Origin of the sequence: Pseudomonas sp. NFX183 (assembly GCF_047943075.1) — a bacterium.
GTDB lineage: Bacteria > Pseudomonadota > Gammaproteobacteria > Pseudomonadales > Pseudomonadaceae > Aquipseudomonas.
Map to the genome: position 1 here is coordinate 587,407 of NZ_CP181333.1, position 19,001 is coordinate 606,407.

Below are 19,001 nucleotides of genomic sequence, written 5' to 3' on the forward strand. Positions count from 1 at the left end.
CGACATGGACTGTTGGACAGTGTTGCAACTGGCGGACGATGCCGACGAGCGCACCATCAAGCGTACTTACGCGCGGCTGCTGAAAAGCTGCCGCCCGGACGACGACGCCGAGGGTTTCCAGCGCCTGCGTGAGGCTTACGAACAAGCGCTGCATATCGCGCGCTGGCGCGCCGACAATGAGGACGAAGAGGTCGAAGTCATCGACGCGCCAGTGGCCGAACTGGCCGACGGCAACCCGCATGAATACGCGCAGTTTGACGATACTCGCCTCGTCAGCCCTGCCCTGTTCGACCTGCCGCCCGAGCAAACGCGCGCGCAAGCGCTGATCAACGGGCTGGGCGCTCACACCCTCGACGAGCGCTGGGAACAGGCCCAGCATCAACTCTGCGCCGATGCGTTCCAGGCAGCTCTGCTGCGCCACTGTTTCGATGCCCCCGGTGAGCGTGCGGCAATTGCCGCCTGGGCGGTGCAGCACTTGGAATGGCTGACGCCTTGGCAACGTGTGGCGATGAGCCCCTGGCAACATGAGGCGCTAAGCGGCGAGCTGCTGCAGGCGTATCGCCAGGCGCTGCAGGAACAGCTGGAGCAAAAGGCCGAGCGCGAGTTCGTCAACCTGCTTAAAGCCTACAACCAGCAACCCTGGCTGCGCGTGTTCGACCTGCAACAACAATGGCAGCGCATCGTCCTGCAATTGCTCCACGACACCACGTGGAGCGTGCCGTTGTTTGAGCGCGTCTGCCAGGTCTTTGGCTGGGATGACCAGAAAGGCCTGCACCCCGAGCCCGAGTGGATGTGGCGGGGCTTGGTTGAACGCTGCGAACAGGAGAGTTTCTACGACACCCTGTTGGAAAAAGCCCACAACGGCCCGCGCAACGCACCCGACACCTTGCCCGCACGCTTGCTGCTGACGCGGATGCCGACTGCCGAACAGCTCCGTTTGGTGTCCCAGTTTGGTGATGATCAGTGGAACGCGTGCCAGCAACTGTCGCAAAAGTTTGCCTGGCGCTATCCGTCGTTACTGGAGCGCCTGCCGCAACCCGATGTATTTTTTTGGCGAAAATTTTTGCCGCGCCCGGTCTCCGGACAAACCTGGGGCAGGGTGTGGGGCGGGCTGGCCATTGCCACGTGCGTGGCCTCCATTCACCTGAAAAAAGGCCCGGTGCCGCTCGAACTCTTCATCTTCATGTTGATGACCTTCCTGCCGACCGTCGTCGCCATACGCCTCACTCAGGGCTGGGCCGCCATCACCTCGCGATTCCTCGTTGCCGACCTATGGCTGAGCGAGAGGCTGTTGCCCCAACGCTTCAACCCACGCCAATACTGGTTGGTCCTGCGCCACGGTATTCCGCAAGTGGGGATGCTGGTGATGTTCGGCTTTTTGCTCGGCGTGATGGGCATAGTGACGTACCTGGGCATGATCCTGATCCACTTGTTCAGCCACCGGCGCATGGGCACGGTCGACGAATCCTTCAATGCCAGATGGCCGTGGATCAGCGGCCTGCATTGGAGTTACTGGAGCCCCTGGCAACTGGTGTTTCTGGTGGTCATGGTGGTACTGACGCTCGCGTTCCAGCTGTACCTGCCTGCCTTTCCGTTGACCCGCCTGGTTGAATCTCGACTGTAACTTTCCCAAGGGCGGGCAGCCGATGCAGGCATGCCCGCCAACTTGCGTTCGATCATCGCCCACAAACCGCCCTGCCCCACTTTCATCACGTCCACACCGCCAAGCACCATGGCCGGCACCTGCATAACCCCAATAACAACAGGTCCAACACCATGAGCATTTTCCAACCGCGCCAGCTGTGGCTGGCGACCGCTGTCGCCAGTCTTGCACTCCCTGTCGTCGCCGAAGAACACGGCTTTCTCGAGGACGCCAGCGCCAACCTCAACCTGCGCAATTTCTTCTTCAACCGCAATTACACCAACCCGACCAAAGCCCAGGGCGGTGCGCAGGAATGGACGCAAAGTTTCATTCTCGACGCCCGGTCCGGCTTCACCCAGGGCACGCTGGGTTTGGGTATGGATGTGCTGGGGTTGTACTCACAAAAGCTTGATGGCGGGCGCGGCACCGGTGGCACCCAGCTGTTGCCGCTGGACCACGACGGCCGCCCGGCCGATAACTTCGGGCGCCTGGGAGTGGCGTTCAAGGCGCGGCTTTCCAAGACCGAACTGAAGGTCGGCGAGTGGATGCCGGTGCTGCCGATCCTGCGCGCCGACGACGGCCGCTCCCTGCCGCAAACCCTGCGCGGCGGGCAGATCACCTCCAAGGAAATCGACGGCCTCACGCTCTACGGCGGTCAGTTCCGCGCCAACAGCCCGCGCGATGACAGCAGCATGACGGACATGTCGATGTCCGGTAAAACCGCCTTCACCTCCGACCGTTTCAACTTCCAGGGCGGCGAATATGCGTTCAACGATAAACGCACCCAGATCGGCATATGGAATGCCCAGCTCAAGGACATCTACCGCCAGCAGTACGTCAACCTGATCCACAGCCAGCCCGTGGGTGACTGGACCCTGGGCGCCAACCTCGGGTTCTTCTACGGCAAGGATGACGGCAGCGCCCGTGCGGGTGAGCTGGACAACAAGACCTGGTCCGGCCTGTTTTCTGCGCGTTACGGTGGCAACACCTTCTACGTCGGCCTGCAAAAACTCACCGGCAACAGCGCGTGGATGCGCGTCAACGGTACCAGCGGCGGCACCCTGGCCAACGACAGCTACAACGCCAGCTACGACAACGCCCAGGAAAAATCCTGGCAGGTGCGCCACGATTTCAACTTTGTCGTCCTCGGCCTCCCGGGCCTGACCCTGATGAACCGCTATATCAGCGGCAGCAACGTGCACACCGGGGCCATCACCGACGGCAAGGAGTGGGGCCGTGAGAGCGAACTGGGCTACACCGTGCAAAGCGGCGCCCTCAAGGATTTGAACGTGCGTTGGCGCAACTCCAGCATGCGCCGCGACTACAGCAACAATGAGTTCGACGAGAACCGCTTGATCGTCAGTTACCCGATCAGCCTGCTGTAGGCGTCCGTCAGTGCGAATGGCAGCCGCGCCTTGATTGGTCGCGGCTGTTTTTTTGGCAAGTTGCCTCAATGGGAGCGGGAACGTTCCCCGCCAATACCTCAAAACTCACGCGCGCGCGGCAATGACCATAGCCGTATTGGCAATGGCGACGACGACTCGAACCCCTTACGCGTGAAGCCAGCCCGCCCCTTCAAGACAGGCGGCACGATTTACCGCTGATGACAGCCGCGCTCATGCTGTATCGTGCACGCGCCCATCACCCGGCACAGGGACTCAACGACACGGATGACCAGCTCTGAACCCAGGCCGCCATGAAATACCTGATTGTCATTCTGTCGATTCTGCTCACCGGCTGCATCGGCGCGCCTATCGCGCTGACGCCGCAGACCGAGCAACGCCTGCAAGCCCAGGCGCCGATCCGTTTTCTGCTGACCTTTGATGACGGCCCCAGCGCCTCGGGCTACAACAACCCGAGCCGCTCGGTGGTGGCTGACCTGGCGAATAACCCGGTATTGCCGGGTATCAAGGCGGTGTTCTTCCTGCAGACCGAAGCCTCCCGCTCAGGCGGCAGCCCGCGGGGCCGCAAGACCATGGTGCGTGAATACGCGGCGGGTCACGTGCTGGCCTTCCACACCGCCACCGGGTTTCACACTAACCACCGCTGGTTGAGCGACGCCGAGCTTGAAAGCACCCTCAGCCAGGGCGCGGCCGATATCGCCGCCATCACCGGCGCCTCACCCGCGCTGGTACGTCCGCCCTTCTGGAACTACGACAAGCGCACCTTCGCCGCCTACCAGCGCCACGGCATGCACGTATTGCTGACAGACTTGAGTGCCAATGACGGCAAGATCTGGGGCTTCAACGGCAGCCCGCGGCGCCGGGCGAATTTGTATCGGCAGCTGTCGGTGGTGCGCGAGCGCATCGCGCTGGGCGAGTTACCGACAGTGGACGGCGTGATACCGGTGGTGGTGACCTTCCATGACATCAACCGCTACACCGCGCGGCACCTGCAGGAATACTTGCAGATCCTGATGGACAGCGCTCGGATCAACGGCATGAAGACTGCGGCCGAGCCGTTCTACACCGACCGTGCCGTGCTGGAACGCGCGGCGCTGGCGCGCACGGTCAAGGATGTGAATGAAGTGGTGCACCTGCCGGGAGTGTGGAACTGGGTATGGGATGCGGATTCCCACTGAAACCCATGTGGGAGCGGGCTTGCTCGCGAATGCGGTGGGTCAGTCAATTTATCTTTAACTGATGCACCGCATTCGCGGGCAAGCCCGCTCCCACCTTTTTGACCGTGTTTCAGTTCAGTCCTGGCGCGACTCCACGCCGAGCTCATCCCATACCGACTCGGCGAGGTGGAAGGTCGCATTCGCCGCCGGAATCCCACAATAGATCGCGCTTTGCATCAGCACTTCCTTGATCTCGGCGCGGGTCACGCCGTTGCTGGCAGCGGCGCGCAGGTGCAGTTTCAGTTCTTCACTGCGGTTCATGCCGATCAGCATGGCGATGGTGATCAGGCTGCGGGTGTGCCGCGGCAGGCCGGGGCGGGTCCAGATATCACCCCAGGCGTGGCGGGTGATCATTTCCTGGAACTCGCTGTTGAATTCGGTCAGGGCATTCAGGCTGCGGTCGACATGTGCGTCGCCCAGTACTTCGCGGCGCACTTGCAGGCCGGCGGCGTAACGGTGTTTCTCGTCCACAAAAAAGCTCCTGGTTCAATTGGGTCTCGGCTCGATCACCGGTGGTGGTGGCAAGCGCGCTCGTCACACGGTTTATTCAGCCAGCAAGAACCTCAGCACCCGGTGACTGAAATCAGCCCCGGCCTGGACGTTGGACAGGTGGGCCGCATAGAACTCGGCGTACTCGGCGCCCTTCACGTGGTTCTGGATAAAGTGGCTGCCGGCCGGCGGTGTCACTGCGTCCTCGGTCCCGGCAATCACCAGGGTCGGCACCTTGATCGATGCCAGCTGCTCGCGAAAATCCGCATCGCGCACGGCGGCGCAATTGGCGGCGTAACCCTCGGGCGACGTGGCGGCGAGCATGTCGGTAATCTGCCTGGCCTGGTGCGGGTTGGCGGCGGCGAAATCGGCGGTGAACCAGCGGGCGATAGACGCATCACGCAGCGCCACCATGGCGGCCGGGCCATCGCGCAAGACCATCTCGATACGCGGGTTCCATATATCCGGCGTGCCGATCCTGGCCGCGGTGTTACACACCACCAGCCGCTGCAGACGGTCACCGGCATGGATGCCCAGCCACTGACCGATCAGGCCGCCCATGGACAGCCCGCAAAAATGCGCACGCTGGATCTGCAGCGCATCCAACAGCGCGATCACGTCGTGGCCCAGTTGCTCAATGCTGTACGGCCCCTCGGTGACCAAGGACTTGCCGTGGCCACGGGTGTCGAAACGCACCACGCGAAAATGCTCGGTGAAGGCCGGAATCTGGATGTCCCACATATGCAGGTCGGTGCCCAGGGAGTTGGACAGCACCAGCACCGGCGCGTCGAGCGGGCCGTCCAGTTGGTAATGCAGTTCGCCCTCGGCGAGTTGTACAAATGGCACAGCGGTCTCCTTACGCGGTCAAGGCAAAATGATCGGCCACCGCGCGGGTGACCCACGTGTGCGCCTGGCCGAGGTAGTGGGCCGGGTCGAGCAGGCGGTCCAGTTCAGCGGCTGACAACTCGGCGGTGACCTGCGGTTCGTCGGCCAGCACTGCACGCAGATGGCGCCCGTCGGCAACGGCGCGTTTGCAGCATTGCTCCAGCAGATGGTGCGCGGTTTCACGGCCCAGGCGCTGGGCAAGCACGCTGCTGACGGCTTCGGCCAGCACCAGGCCCTGGGTCAACTCAAGGTTGCGCGCCATGCGCTCAGGGTCGACCTCCAGCCCGTCGGCCACCAGCAGCGCCTGCTGCAATGCGCCGGACACCAACCGGCAAATGTCCGGCAGGGTTTCCCATTCGGCATGCCACAGGCCAAGGCTGCGCTCATGTTCCTGAGGCATGGCGCTCAACATCGTCGCCACCAGGCCCGGCACGCGGGTCGCCGTGCTGATCAATACGGCGGCGCCCACCGGGTTGCGCTTGTGCGGCATGGTCGATGAACCACCTTTGCCGGGCGCCGAAGGCTCGAACACTTCCGCCGCTTCGGTCTGCATCAACAGGCTGATATCACGCCCCATTTTGCCCAGGCTGCCGGCGATCAGGCCGAGCACACTGGCGAACTCCACCAGCCGGTCACGGTGGGTGTGCCAGGGTTGCTCGGGTAAATTCAATTGCAACTGCGCAGCCAGGGCTTCGGCCACCGGCATTGCCTGCTCACCCAGCGCCGCCAGCGTTCCGGACGCGCCGCCAAACTGCAGCACCAGCAGGCGCGGTTTGAGCTCGGCAAGACGCTGACGACTGCGCGTCAGCGCCCCCAGCCAACCGGCGATTTTCATGCCCAGGGTCACCGGTGTCGCATGCTGCAACCAGGTGCGCCCGGCCAATGGCACGCGCGCATAACGCTGGGCCTGCACGGCAAGCGTCTCACCCAATTGCGCCAGGTCAGCGTCGATCAACGCCAGCGCGCGCCGCAGTTGCAGGACCAGGCCGGTGTCCATCACATCCTGGCTGGTCGCGCCCAGATGCACATAACGTTCGGCGCCGGCGTCTTCACTGGCGATCAACTTGCCCAGCGCTTTCACCAACGGAATCGCCGAATTGCCCGCCGTGGCAATCGCCACGCCGAGCGCATCCACGTCGTACAAAGACGCCAGGCACGCCTGGGCAATCGGCGCGACGGCGGCCTGGGGAATCAAGCCGACCTGGGCCTTGGCGCGGGCCAGCGCGGCTTCAAAGTCCAGCATGCCCTGCAAACGCCCCTGGTCGCAGAACACATCGGCCATGCTGTCAGCGCTGAAGTAGGCGTCGAACAGTTGATTGCTCGTGCGCAGTGTCATAACTCTTCCTTACAGATCGTGGTGCAGATACGCCGCCTGCTTGGGCAGGCGCAGGCTGAACAGGAAAGCAATCGCCATCATCACGGTGACGTACCAATAGAAGCCGTTCTCCATGCCCATGGATTTCAGGCCCAGCGCGACCACTTCAGCCGAGCCGCCGAAAGTCGCGTTGGCCACCGCGTACGCCAGGCCCACGCCCAATGCACGTACCTGGGGCGGGAACATTTCGGCTTTGACCAGGCCGCTGATGGAGGTATAGAAGCTGACAATCGCCAGGGCCAGGGTGATCAGCACAAAGGCCAGGAACGGACTGCTGACGGTTTTCAGGGTCAGCAGGATCGGCACGGTGCACAGCGTGCCCAGGGCGCCGAACCACAGCATGGAATTGCGGCGGCCGATCTTGTCCGCCAGCATCCCGAACAGCGGCTGCATGCACATGTAGAGGAACAGCGCGCCGGTCATGATGTAACTGGCGGTCTTGGCATGCATCCCGGCCGTGTTCACCAGGTACTTCTGCATGTACGTGGTGAACGTGTAGAAAATCAGCGAGCCGCCGGCGGTGTAACCCAGCACCGTGATAAAGGCCGCGGTGTGATTGCGCAGCAGCGCGGTGATGCTGCCGGCGTCCTTGTGTTCGCGCATTTCCTTGGTGGTCGTCTCTTTCAAGGTACGGCGCAGCAGTAAGGAGATGACCGCCGCGACGGCACCGACCACAAATGGAATCCGCCAGCCCCAGGCGCGCAGTTCATCTTCGCTGAGAAATTGCTGCAGGATCACCACCACCAGTACCGCGAGCAATTGCCCGCCGATCAAGGTCACGTACTGGAACGAGGCAAAGAACCCGCGCTGGCCCTTGAGGGCGACCTCACTCATGTAGGTGGCGGTGGTGCCGTACTCGCCGCCCACCGATAAGCCTTGAAACAGGCGCGCGACCAACAACAGGATTGGCGCCCAGATGCCGATGTCCTTGTAGGTCGGCAAAAACGCAATAACCAGCGAGCCGGCGCACATCATCAGCACCGCGATCATCATCGAATTCTTGCGGCCGTGCTTGTCGGCCAGACTGCCGAACACCCAGCTGCCAATAGGGCGCATCAAGAAGCCGGCAGCGAACACGCCGGCGGTGCTGAGCAGTTGTACGGTGGGGCTCTCCGACGGAAAAAACGCCGGGGCAAAATAGATGGCGCAGAAGGCATAAACGTAGAAGTCGAACCATTCGACAAGGTTGCCGGACGAGGCCCCGACAATCGCAAAAATCCGCTTGCTGCGTTCTTCTCCGGTGTAGTGAATCGTTTTTGTTGTCATGTGTTTTTCACTCAGTGGGAACGGTTATAGCCTAGACATACTTTGCAACAACCATGTTCCGCAAGCAGACTTTTGGATACTTGTCGCCTCGAAGGGTCTCATCGCGGGCAAGCCCGCTCGCACATTTTGATTGGGGACGCCTTTAAATGTGGGAGCAGGCTTGCCTGCGACAGGTTTTAAGCCATCTCAGTAATCGAAGAACACCGTTTCCTTATCTGTGCCCTGCAAAATCACATTCCACTGGTGCACACCGCCCGCATCCGCTTTGGCAATCAAGGTGCCGCGACGCTCAGCCGGCACACACGCCAGCAACGGGTCATCGCCATTCAACGCTTCACCGTCAAAATAAATCCTTGTCAGCAAGTGCTTCACCAGCCCACGCGCAAACACCAGCACCACCAGGTGCGGCGCCTGGGTCGTACCCGCAAGCCCTGGCACGCTGCCCGGCTTGATCGTGGTAAAGCGAAAGCGCCCTTCGGCATCTACCGGCACTCGCCCAAAGCCTTCGAAGTTGGGATCGACGGCTTTGGCCTGGTCATCTTCCGGATGATCGTATTTGCCCGCAGCATTGGCCTGCCAGACTTCAAGCATGGCGTCGTTGACGACATCACCGTTGCCGTCCACCACTTGCCCGCTGATCGCCACGCGTTCGCCAAGGGTGGCCGGCACGGTCAGGTCTTCGCGGTTCAGCCAGGTCAGGCCAATGTGGTAATACGGCCCGACGGTGTGGGACGTGGTTGCGTAAAGGCTCATCTCATTTCTCCATCGGCGTGGCGTCGCGGCCGCGCAGGACGATGTCCCAGCGGTAGCCGAGGGCATAGGAAGGAATGGTTTTTTCCAGGTCGAAGCTGGCGATCAGGCGCTGCTTGGCCGAGGTGTCCGGCACGCAGTTGTAGATCGGGTCGTACTCCAGCAATGGGTCGCCGGGGAAGTACATCTGCGTGACCAGGCGCGTCAGCACGCTGGGGCCAAACAGCGAAAAGTGGATATGCGCCGGGCGCCACGCGTTGTGGTGGTTGCCCCACGGGTAGGCGCCGGGCTTGATGGTCTGGAACTGGTACCAGCCATCCGCGTCGGTGACGGTGCGGCCGGTGCCGGTGAAGTTCGGGTCCAGTGGCGCGTCATGCAGGTCGCGCTTGTGGTTGTAGCGACCGGCGGCGTTGGCTTGCCAGATCTCCACCAGAATGCCCGGCACCGGCAGGCCATTTTCATCCAGCACGCGGCCATGAATGATGATGCGCTCGCCCTGAGGTTCGCCCTCGTGCTGGGCAGTCAGGTCGTTGTCCTTCTCATTGACGCGTTCGGCGCCGATGCTCGGGCCGGTGATCTCTGACAAGGAATGCGGCAGAAACACCAACGGCTGAGACGGCGAACGCAAGTTCGTCGACTGGTAGGCCGGGTGCAGGTAATCGGGTTGAGTGCCCGCTTGCGGGCGCCGGTATCCGGGCTTGTCACTCATGGAGCCATCCTCTCTTATTAAACGCGTTCAATCGCCAGCGCCAAACCCTGGCCGACGCCCACACACATAGTGGCCAGGCCTTTGCGGCCGCCGGTTTTTTCCAACTGGTGCAACGCCGTCAACACCAACCGCGCGCCGCTCATGCCCAGCGGGTGGCCGAGGGCGATGGCGCCGCCGTTCGGGTTCACCTGCGGGGCATCGTCGGCAATGCCCAACTCACGCAGCACCGCCAGGCCTTGGCTGGCGAAGGCTTCGTTGAGTTCGATGACGTCAAAGTCGGTAACCGCCAGACCAAGGCGCTCCACCAGTTTACGCACCGCCGGCACCGGGCCGATGCCCATCACACGCGGTGCAACACCGGCACTGGCCATGCCCAACACACGGGCGCGGGCGGTGAGGCCATGTTTTTTCACGGCCTCGGCCGAGGCCAGAATCAGCGCCGCTGCGCCGTCATTCACGCCCGAGGCGTTGCCGGCGGTGACGGTCTTGTCTGGGCCATTGACTGGCTTGAGTTTGGCCAGGGCTTCCAGGGTTGTGTCCCGTGGATGCTCATCCTGCTCGACCACGGTCTCGCCCTTTTTATGCGCGACGCGCACCGGCACGATTTCTTCAGCGAAAAACCCGGCGGCTTGCGCAGCGGCGGTACGTTGCTGGCTGCGCAGGGCAAAAGCGTCCTGATCGGCGCGGGACACATTGTAGTCGTCGGCGACGTTATCGGCGGTCTGCGGCATCGCGTCCACACCGTACTGGGCCTTCATCAACGGGTTGATAAAACGCCAGCCGATGGTGGTGTCTTCAAGCTTCATGTTGCGTGAAAACGCCGCATCAGCCTTGCCCATCACGAAGGGTGCACGGGACATCGACTCAACGCCGCCGGCAATCGCCAGCTCCATTTCGCCGCTGGCGATGGCACGGAATGCCGTGCCAATCGCGTCCATGCCCGAGGCGCACAAACGGTTGAGGGTCACGCCGGGAATGCTCTCCGGCAGGCCCGCCAACAGCAGGGCCATGCGCGCGACGTTGCGGTTGTCCTCACCGGCCTGGTTGGCACAACCGAGGAACACTTCATCCACCGCCGCCCACTCAACCTGAGGGTTGCGCTCGATCAGGGCCTTGATCGGCAAGGCCGCCAAGTCATCGGCACGCACCGTGGACAAACCACCGCCAAAGCGGCCAATGGGCGTGCGAATGGCATCACAGATAAACACGTCACGCATCAGGCTTCTCCTGGCGCTTGGCCATGGGCGGCGGCAGTGCGGGCTTCGAGATCACGCAGGGCCTTCAGTTCGATGTCCGTCGGTGCGTCGGTGGTGCTCACCTGATCGGCAAACCGAATCGCCCAACCAGTGGCCGCGACCACTTGTTCGCGGGTGACGCCGGGGTGCAGCGCGGTGACCACAAATTCATGGCTGCCCTCTTCCGGCTCCATGATGCACAGGTCGGTAATAATCCCTACAGGGCCGGCGCCTGGCAGACCCAGGCGTTTACGTGAGTCGCCGCCTTCGCCGTGGCCGACGGAGGTGATGAAGTCCAACTTGTCGACAAACGACCGCGCCGACTGCTTGAGGATGATCAGCACGCTCTTGGCCGAGCCGGCAATCTCCGGCGCGCCACCAGCACCCGGCAGGCGCACTTTGGGCTGGTGGTAATCGCCGACCACGGTGGTGTTGATATTGCCGAATCGATCAACCTGGGCCGCGCCGAGAAAACCGACGTCGATGCGCCCGCCTTGCAGCCAGTAGCGGAAAATCTCGCCGGTCGGCACCACGGTGTCAGCGGTTTCTGCCAGTTCGCCGTCGCCGATGGACAGCGGCAAGACGCTGGGCTTGGCGCCAATCGGGCCCGATTCGTAGATCAGCACCACGTCGGGCGACGAGGTCAGGCGCGCCAGGTTGGCAGCCTTGGAAGGCAAGCCGATGCCGACGAAGCACACCGAGCCGTTCTTGAGGCGACGCGCGGCGGCGACGGTCATCATTTCGTTGGTCGAGTAAGCCATCACTTGGCCTCCTGCGCGGCGGCCAGCTTGGCCTGGAATTCACGGAAGTCGGGAGTGCCGTGGATGTATTCGTCGATCCAGGCGGTAAAGGTCCCACGGTCGCGAGCGATCGGGTCCCACGCCTGATAGAAGCGGTTATCACGCTCGTTGTAGCCGTGGGCGTAGGACGGATGCGCGCCACCCGGTACGTGACACACCGCTGTCAGCGCCCAGGTCGGCAGCACGCAGCTGTTCATCGGCGCGTTCAGGTCGTCCACGATCTCTTCGACGGTGACGATGCAGCGCTTGGCCGCCAGGGCCGCTTCTTTCTGCACACCGAGAATGCCCCAGAGCAACACGTTGCCCTTGCGGTCAGCCTTCTGTGCATGGATCACGGTGACATCCGGGCGAACCGACGGCACCGCCGCCAGCACTTCGCCGGTGAACGGGCAGGTCACGGTTTTGATCAGCGGGTTGACCTTGGGCAAGTCAGAACCGGCGTAGGCGCGCAGCACCGCAAACGGCAGGCCGGATGCACCGGCGACGTAGGCATTGGCCAGGTCGGCGTGGCTGTGTTCTTCGATCTCCAGCGGTTGCGGCCATTGCTTCTCGACCGCGTCGCGCAGGCGATGCAGGGAGCCTACGCCGGGGTTGCCGCCCCAGGAGAAAATCAACTTGCGGACGCAGCCAGCACCGATCAACTGGTCGTAGATCAAGTCAGGCGTCATACGCACCAGCGTCAGGTCTTTCTTGCCCTGACGAATGATTTCATGACCTGCTGCCGTAGGGATCAGGTGGGTGAAGCCTTCCAGTGCGACGGTATCGCCGTCATTCACGAATTGCTTCACCGCGTCGCGCAGCGCAAGGATTTCAGCCATGGGGTTCGGGCTCCCGGTGTTGATCGAAAAAGGCGCTGAGGTGGCGCCCAAGTGCCTGAAGATTAAGCCGGGCAAAGGGGTCGAACAATCTGATAATCGACTCAGCGTTCGATTATCGAACGGATTGTTATCTAGCTAATCTTCGTGTAAAGCAGCCAGTTCAGCTGCCCAACTGTCAATGTGGGACCTGGCTTGCCTGCGATTGCATCAACTCGATTTGCCTGCTGGACCGAGTCGTCTGCATCGCAGGCAAGCCAGCTCCCACATCGCCTCGTGGCTGCTACAAAATCGTGTCAGACCTCAGGTCGCGTCCGCATGGCTGACCATGCCCTTGATCAGCACGGCCGCCGTGGCCAATGCCGCCGGAATCACCAGCGCCGTCAGCACCTGCTCGAAGTTCCAGCCCAACCCCAGCAAGGTTGCGCCCATCCACGCACCGAGGATCGCGCCGAAGCGGCCGATGCCGAGCATCCACGACACGCCGGTAGCGCGGCCTTGGGTCGGGTAGAAGCGTGCGGCCAGTGACGGCATCGCCGATTGCGCACCGTTGACGCACATCCCGGCAACCAGCACCAAGGTGGCCAGCAACGTGATATTGCCCAGGCTCTGCCCCACCGCGTAGGCGAACACCCCGGCGAGCAGGTAGAAAGTGCCGATGACCTTGTGCGGATTGAACCGGTCCATCGCCCAGCCCACGCCGACCGCACTCAACACGCCACCAAACTGGAAGAGCGCGCCGATAAACGCCGCCTGTTCCATGCTGGCGCCGCTGTCGCGCATCAGGGTCGGCAGCCAACTGGTCAGCAGGTACACGATCACCAGGCCCATGAAGTAGGTGAGCCACAGCAACAAGGTGCCGGCGCTGTAAGTGCCGGAGAAGATCACCGCGAACACGTTGCGCGCCTTGACGGTTTTTTGTTCGGGCACGCTGAAGCTGGTGGCGTGGGCGACGAGGTTGGGCTCGATGGGTGACAAGGTCTTGCGCACCTTGTCGGTGCCGCGATTACGCACCACGAGGTAGCGCGCCGATTCCGGCAGCCACACCAACAGCACCATCGCCAGGATCAACGGCAGGATGCCGCCAATCATCAGCAAGCTGTGCCAGCCGAACGCTGGAATCAGCTTGGCCGAGATAAATCCGCCACCGGCCATGCCCAGGTTGAACCCACAGAACATGCTGGTGACCAGCAGCGACTTGTGACGCTCGGGCGTGTATTCGGAGAGCAGCGTGGTGGCATTCGGCATCCCCGCACCCAGGCCCAACCCGGTGAGGAAACGCAACACCAGCAACTGGTCAACGTTAGTGCTGTAGGCCGAGGCCAGGCTGAACGCGCCAAACACCAGCACCGCACTCACCAACACCACTTTGCGCCCGAAACGGTCGGCCAACGGGCCGGAGCCCAGCGCGCCGAACACCATGCCGATCAACGCGGCGCTCATCACCGGGCCGAGGCTGGCGCGGTCGATGCCCCAGTCCTGCGAGAGTGCGGGCGCGATAAAGCCCATGGCGGCGGTGTCGAGCCCGTCGAGGAAGACAATCAGGAAGCACAGGATCACCACGCGCCATTGATAGCGTGACAACGGCTGGGCATTGATAAAGGACTGCACGTCCAGGTTAGTACCGACAGAGGGCTGATTCATTATTGTTATTTCCACACCGATGGGCGGGCGAACGACCTGAGGTCGTCATTATTATTGGGCGGCGCTGACAGCGCTGCCGCACATTAATAAGCCAGGGGAAACACCGTCAATTGATCAAGCCGGGATCTGTGCGGTCATCGAACACTTAGGCAAACAGTTGCGCACTCAGCTCACGGCTGGCGCTGAGCATGCTGGGCAGGAAACGCTGCTCCAGCTCGCTGCGGCTGACCCGACCGGCGTGGGTACTCACGTTGAGCGCGGCCAGCACCTGGCCGGACGCGTCGTACACCGGCACGGCGATGGAACGCAGGCCCTGCTCCAACTCCTGGTCGACAATGCACCAGCCCTGCTGGCGTACTTGCTGCAGGCATTCGAACAAGGCGTCGGGCGTGGTCAAGGTGCGGCTGGTCTTGGTTTGCAGGTCGGCGTGGTCGAGGTAGTCCTGCAGCGAGGCATCGTCGAGTGCCGCGAGCAGGATGCGGCCCATGGACGTGCAATAGGCCGGCAAGCGCCCGCCCACCGACAAGTCCACGGAGATCAGGCGCTGGGTGGTGGCGGAACGGGCGATATAGAGGATGTCGTCGCCCTCCAGCGTCGCCATGTTGCAGGCTTCATGCAGCTGCTCGCTCATGCGATCGAGGTAAGGCTGAGCCGACACTGCCAGCGGCGTAGAGGATAAATAGGCGTGCCCCAGGGTCAGGACTTTGGGCAACAGTGAATAGGTACGCCCGTCGGTGGTGGCGTAGCCGAGCTTGATCAACGTGTGCAGGCAACGGCGCACGGCGGCGCGAGGGATTTCGGTGCGGTGGCTGATCTGGGCGATGGTCAGGTGGCGCTTGCGCTCCTGGAAGGCTTGCACCACGGCCAGGCCACGGGCCAGGGAAGTCATGAAGTCCGGATCACCGGTAAACGCCTGGATGCGCTTGGCCGGGGACGCCACGATCGGCGGCGCCACTGACGCGAAGGAGTTGCGCAATTGATCGTTCATTTCAGGGTCCTTTCTCTTATTTTCAACCGCTGGGAGGGTTGGCCGCTATTACAAGCCGCGCTGGCCAGAATGCACAAGGCGGGGTCAGTAACTTTGGGCGATTATCGGACGATCATGCGATTATCGCAATTTTCCGGCCGCGCAATGGCGCTCAACGAACCAGCACACTTCACGGATGTGCCGAAGGGATCGCTTAAGTTTGAGCAACCATCCGCCATTTATAAAAGTGCAGAAGGTCGACACGTTTTTTTCGAAAAGACTGACACCTGTATGTAACAAAACCCTCACGCAACGTTGACGCTTTTTAACTTCACGACGATAGTGTTATTCAAATACGTCGCTATAATGCAACCTGTGCAGAGGTCGGCCCGGTAACAATAATCGGGATTGGAGCTCGCCAGGCTTTGCAGCGTTCGAGCATCGCCGGTCACACGTATCCGCTTAAATGTTTGCCCCTTGTGCTTCTTTCAAACTTGAACAGTTCGCCTGTTCAACTTGAAACAGCCCGAGGACGACTTTCAAGCGCGGCGCTGCACATTCAATACACTCAACTCATTTAGGTAACACTGTGACGAAAGACGAACTGCGCGCGGAACTTGAGCGCCAGGAGCAACGTTACAAGGACGTTTACGGCGGGGAAATCACCACTTACGCCGCCCAGCCTGAGCCCGAGCGCAAGCCCTGGCGCAAACGAGCCAGTTTGCTCGATCAGGCATTTGCCCAGGAAATCCAAAAGATTGAACAGGAACTCAAAACCGAAGAGCCATAAGCACTTGGATTTGAGCTTCAAGGTTTTGCCACCGCCGCTGGCGCATTGCCAGCGGCGGGCAGCCTGATTTAATCAGGCTCCTACAGCCTTGAACGAAATTTCGTACAAATGTTTCAAATGTGACAATTCGGTCAAAAAAACCCGCGTTTTCGCCCCCCAGCTTTATAAATCAAAGACTTGCCAAAGCCCCGAAAACCCTGGGATGCGCACCTCTGCCCGGTTTTTTTTCAATGAAGATTGTTACCGATGAGCAGCTAGTGCATCGATTACTGAGGTTTTCTGGCATAATCGCGCCCCCTTACGACCGGGTCAGAAAACCTTCATGATCGATTTATTCAGCGGACTGGATGCGTGGGTTCTAGTGAGCCTGTTGCTCGCCCTGGCCTTTGTCCTCGCCTTCGAGTTCATCAATGGCTTTCATGACACTGCTAACGCGGTGGCCACAGTCATCTATACCAAAGCCATGCCGCCGCACCTGGCCGTGTTCTTCTCCGGGGTGTTCAACTTCCTCGGCGTGTTGCTCGGTGGTGTCGGTGTCGCGTACGCCATCGTGCACTTGCTGCCGGTGGAGTTGCTGATCAATGTGAACACCGGCCATGGTCTGGCTATGGTCTTCTCCTTGCTGGCAGCGGCGATTACCTGGAACCTGGGCACTTGGTACTTCGGTATCCCGGCCTCCAGTTCCCACACCCTGATCGGCTCGATCCTGGGTGTCGGCCTGGCCAATGCCCTGATCAACGATATCCCGCTGGCTGACGGTGTGAACTGGCAGAAAGCGATCGATATCGGCGCGTCTCTGGTGTTCTCGCCGATGGCCGGTTTCCTGGTCGCAGCCCTGGTGCTGCTCGGCCTGAAATGGTGGCGCCCGCTGTCGAAGATGCACAAGACCCCGGACCAGCGCCGCAAGCTTGACGACAAGAAACACCCGCCGTTCTGGAACCGCCTGGTGCTGGTGATTTCCGCGATGGCCGTAAGCTTTGTGCACGGCTCCAACGATGGTCAGAAAGGTATCGGCCTGATCATGCTGGTGCTGATCGGTATCGTGCCGGCGCAGTTCGTACTCGACTTGGGCAGCACCACTTACCAGATCGAGCGCACCCGTGACGCCACCGTGCACTTGAGCCAGTTCTACCAGCGTAACAACGCCACCCTCGGCGAGTTTCTGGCGCTGGGCAAAAGCGTGAAGGATGACCTGCCGGGCAAGTTCCAGTGCAACCCGCAGCAGACCGAGCCCACCATCAGCGCGCTGATGGACACCTTGAAGGGTGTCTCGGACTACCACTCGCTGACCTCCGAGCACCGTATCGAAGTGCGCCGCTACCTGCTGTGCCTGGACGACACCGCGAAGAAAGTCGGCAAGCTGCCGGGCCTGGATGCGCGTGAGAAGTCCGACCTGGACAAGCTGCGTAAAGACTTGACGGCCACGACCGAGTACGCGCCGTTCTGGGTGATCCTGGCGGTGGCACTGGCCTTGGGCCTTGGCACTATGGTGGGTTGGAAGCGTGTGGTGCTGACCATCGGTGAGAAGATCGGCAAGCAGGGCATGACGTATGCCCAGGGCATGTCGGCGCAGATCACCACGGCGAGCATGATTGGCCTGGCCAACATCTTTAGCCTGCCGGTTTCGACTACCCACGTGTTGTCGTCCGGTGTTGCCGGGACCATGGTCGCCAATAAAAGCGGCCTGCAGGGTGGTACGGTGAAGACCATTCTGATGGCTTGGGTGTTGACCTTGCCGGCGACGGTGGGCTTGTCGGCCGGGTTGTTCTGGTTGGCGTCCAAGGCGTTGGGTAGTTGATAGGCTGCTAGGCTGCGGCTGATATAAAGAAGGCGCGATCTCTGATGGGGGTCGCGCCTTTTTTTGGGTCTGGGGTTTAGTGTGTATATCCGTTGCTGCGGTGAGGGCTGCAATGGGTTCCGCCCTTACGGCGGGTCACTTTTGAAAAGAGCCCAAACGTAACCAAAAGGCTCTTGCCCCACCACTCGGCACCTCGCTCACGCTTCGGTGTGCCTGACAGCCGACCTGATTCTGGAACCTGAACTCAATCAAATGTGGGAGCTGGCTTGCCTGCGATGGCATCTACTGGGTGTCACTGATACACCGAGGTGCCTGCATCGCAGGCAAGCCAGCTCCCACAGAAAAAGCAAAAGCAGTGCGGTGCTGGCGGTTGAACTCAGTGAAATTGTGGGAGCGGGCTTGCTCGCGAAGGCGGTGTGCCAGTGACATATGAGCTGACTGACACACCGCATTCGCGAGCAAGCCCGCTCACACATTTGGCTCTCTGTGCTTCAGACAGAAATGTGTTGCTATGCTTTTGATCCGCTTTTGCCTATACCACTCAGGTCGGCTACTAGGCCGCCGCGCTCTGCTTTTGATCTTGATCTGACAGGCCCCGTTAACCACGCTGGCAGAACGCAGGGTTGATCGCAGCAACGGATATACACACTAAACCGTAGCAAAAAAAAAGGGCGACCGAAGTCGCCCAAAATGCCTTGCGTGCTCATATAACCCAGAAGAACTTACGGTTCTTTACGCTTATTAGCGTCCTTCCAGATAAAAATTCCAAACCCTACAAAAAACAACACCATGAGGCTGACAGTCAACACTCCGGCAAACACCACATTATCGAAAAACATGACCGGCCTCCTGCACGTGCCCTGTTGCGATAGGGCTAAGTTAATGGAGAAGGCGGATGGGAAAATTGACGGGGATCAATGTCGCCCGCAAAGGGGCGTAAAGAAGGGCAATAACTGACCTGCATCAACAGATGCAGGTTGTTTCAACGTTTTTTCGGCTTGTTCTTCGACTTTTTCTTAACTTTGCCAAGTGGCATCGCTTGCTCAAACGCCTGGCGCACTTCATTCAGGCGCTTGTCATTAAGGTCATGCACGCGTTTGGCGCGTTCGGCATTCAGGTCAATCAGCTTGTCGTCATCACTCATGGCTTGGCTTACGTCGTGGCGGGAATGGCTCAATAATGCGGCCTCCCCCGCCCAACGGCAAATCAGCGGGCG

19 protein-coding genes are annotated in these 19,001 nt (G+C 61.2%); 6 read left to right on the top strand and 13 right to left on the bottom strand.

Features of this window, described 5'->3' with window-relative positions:
* Window positions 1-4: 4 nt before the first annotated feature.
* The 3 genes from ACM530_RS02885 (at window position 5) to ACM530_RS02895 (ending at window position 4,223) form a co-directional block, all read left to right on the top strand.
* Entirely contained in the window at window positions 5-1,624 is a 1,620-nt protein-coding gene (locus ACM530_RS02885; protein WP_416364238.1) for a J domain-containing protein, read from the top strand.
* Window positions 1,625-1,776: 152 nt separating this feature from the next.
* Entirely contained in the window at window positions 1,777-3,027 is a 1,251-nt protein-coding gene (locus ACM530_RS02890) for an OprD family porin (protein WP_242194192.1), read from the top strand.
* Between the two features lie 311 nt (window positions 3,028-3,338).
* Window positions 3,339-4,223 (top strand): polysaccharide deacetylase family protein, encoded by an 885-nt coding sequence (locus tag ACM530_RS02895; protein ID WP_262209272.1) that lies wholly within the window; start codon window positions 3,339-3,341, stop codon window positions 4,221-4,223.
* Between the two features lie 114 nt (window positions 4,224-4,337).
* Here the strand turns inward: ACM530_RS02895 and pcaC are convergent, their stop codons facing one another.
* The 11 genes from pcaC to pcaR all read right to left on the bottom strand — a co-directional run bounded on the left by pcaC (window position 4,338) and on the right by pcaR (window position 15,218).
* Entirely contained in the window at window positions 4,338-4,733 is a 396-nt protein-coding gene (pcaC, locus tag ACM530_RS02900; protein ID WP_242194196.1) for a 4-carboxymuconolactone decarboxylase, read from the bottom strand.
* Window positions 4,734-4,805: 72 nt separating this feature from the next.
* A complete protein-coding gene (gene pcaD, locus ACM530_RS02905) occupies window positions 4,806-5,597 on the bottom strand; it encodes a 3-oxoadipate enol-lactonase (protein ID WP_145162758.1) in 792 nt (263 codons plus the stop codon).
* Between the two features lie 10 nt (window positions 5,598-5,607).
* On the bottom strand, window positions 5,608-6,972 hold the full coding sequence (locus ACM530_RS02910; protein ID WP_416364239.1) for a 3-carboxy-cis,cis-muconate cycloisomerase: 1,365 nt from the start codon (window positions 6,970-6,972) through the stop codon (window positions 5,608-5,610).
* 9 nt (window positions 6,973-6,981) lie between these two features.
* Window positions 6,982-8,277 carry an MFS family transporter gene (locus tag ACM530_RS02915; protein WP_416364240.1) on the bottom strand — a complete coding sequence of 432 codons (1,296 nt, stop codon included), beginning with the start codon at window positions 8,275-8,277 and terminating at the stop codon, window positions 6,982-6,984.
* 186 nt (window positions 8,278-8,463) lie between these two features.
* Window positions 8,464-9,030 carry a protocatechuate 3,4-dioxygenase subunit alpha gene (gene pcaG, locus ACM530_RS02920; RefSeq protein ID WP_145162751.1) on the bottom strand — a complete coding sequence of 189 codons (567 nt, stop codon included), beginning with the start codon at window positions 9,028-9,030 and terminating at the stop codon, window positions 8,464-8,466.
* A gap of 1 nt (window position 9,031) precedes the next feature.
* The gene (gene pcaH, locus ACM530_RS02925; protein ID WP_145162748.1) at window positions 9,032-9,736 is read right to left on the bottom strand and encodes a protocatechuate 3,4-dioxygenase subunit beta; all 705 of its coding nucleotides are present in this window, start codon (window positions 9,734-9,736) and stop codon (window positions 9,032-9,034) included.
* Between the two features lie 17 nt (window positions 9,737-9,753).
* The gene (gene pcaF, locus ACM530_RS02930; protein ID WP_242195045.1) at window positions 9,754-10,956 is read right to left on the bottom strand and encodes a 3-oxoadipyl-CoA thiolase; all 1,203 of its coding nucleotides are present in this window, start codon (window positions 10,954-10,956) and stop codon (window positions 9,754-9,756) included.
* Window positions 10,953-11,735 carry a CoA-transferase subunit beta gene (locus ACM530_RS02935; protein ID WP_242194199.1) on the bottom strand — a complete coding sequence of 261 codons (783 nt, stop codon included), beginning with the start codon at window positions 11,733-11,735 and terminating at the stop codon, window positions 10,953-10,955. Before ACM530_RS02935 ends, pcaF begins: the two co-directional genes overlap by 4 nt.
* Window positions 11,732-12,589: a CoA transferase subunit A gene (locus tag ACM530_RS02940; RefSeq protein WP_416364241.1), complete on the bottom strand. Its 858-nt coding sequence runs from the start codon at window positions 12,587-12,589 to the stop codon at window positions 11,732-11,734. Before ACM530_RS02940 ends, ACM530_RS02935 begins: the two co-directional genes overlap by 4 nt.
* Window positions 12,590-12,889: 300 nt before the next feature.
* Window positions 12,890-14,230, bottom strand: a complete 1,341-nt coding sequence (locus ACM530_RS02945) for an MFS transporter (protein ID WP_416364242.1) — start codon at window positions 14,228-14,230, stop codon at window positions 12,890-12,892.
* Between the two features lie 145 nt (window positions 14,231-14,375).
* Entirely contained in the window at window positions 14,376-15,218 is an 843-nt protein-coding gene (gene pcaR / locus ACM530_RS02950; RefSeq protein WP_145162733.1) for a pca regulon transcriptional regulator PcaR, read from the bottom strand.
* Between pcaR and ACM530_RS02955 the strand changes: the two genes are divergently transcribed.
* From ACM530_RS02955 to ACM530_RS02965, 3 genes are all read left to right on the top strand, one after another.
* Window positions 15,207-15,494: a hypothetical protein gene (locus ACM530_RS02955; protein ID WP_404487265.1), complete on the top strand. Its 288-nt coding sequence runs from the start codon at window positions 15,207-15,209 to the stop codon at window positions 15,492-15,494. The genes pcaR and ACM530_RS02955 overlap by 12 nt on opposite strands.
* 292 nt (window positions 15,495-15,786) lie before the next feature.
* Complete coding sequence (locus ACM530_RS02960) at window positions 15,787-15,987, top strand: hypothetical protein (protein WP_057701255.1); 201 nt, start codon at window positions 15,787-15,789, stop codon at window positions 15,985-15,987.
* A 322-nt stretch (window positions 15,988-16,309) separates the two neighbouring features.
* Window positions 16,310-17,785, top strand: coding sequence for an inorganic phosphate transporter (locus ACM530_RS02965; protein ID WP_200623568.1), 1,476 nt, complete (start codon window positions 16,310-16,312; stop codon window positions 17,783-17,785).
* 722 nt (window positions 17,786-18,507) lie between these two features.
* On the opposite strand, the gene ccoM is transcribed toward ACM530_RS02965, so the two are convergent.
* Window positions 18,508-18,624: a cytochrome c oxidase subunit CcoM gene (gene ccoM / locus ACM530_RS02970; protein WP_017137226.1), complete on the bottom strand. Its 117-nt coding sequence runs from the start codon at window positions 18,622-18,624 to the stop codon at window positions 18,508-18,510.
* Window positions 18,625-18,767: 143 nt separating this feature from the next.
* Window positions 18,768-18,962, bottom strand: coding sequence for a hypothetical protein (locus ACM530_RS02975; protein ID WP_145162038.1), 195 nt, complete (start codon window positions 18,960-18,962; stop codon window positions 18,768-18,770).
* Window positions 18,963-19,001 lie beyond the last annotated feature (39 nt).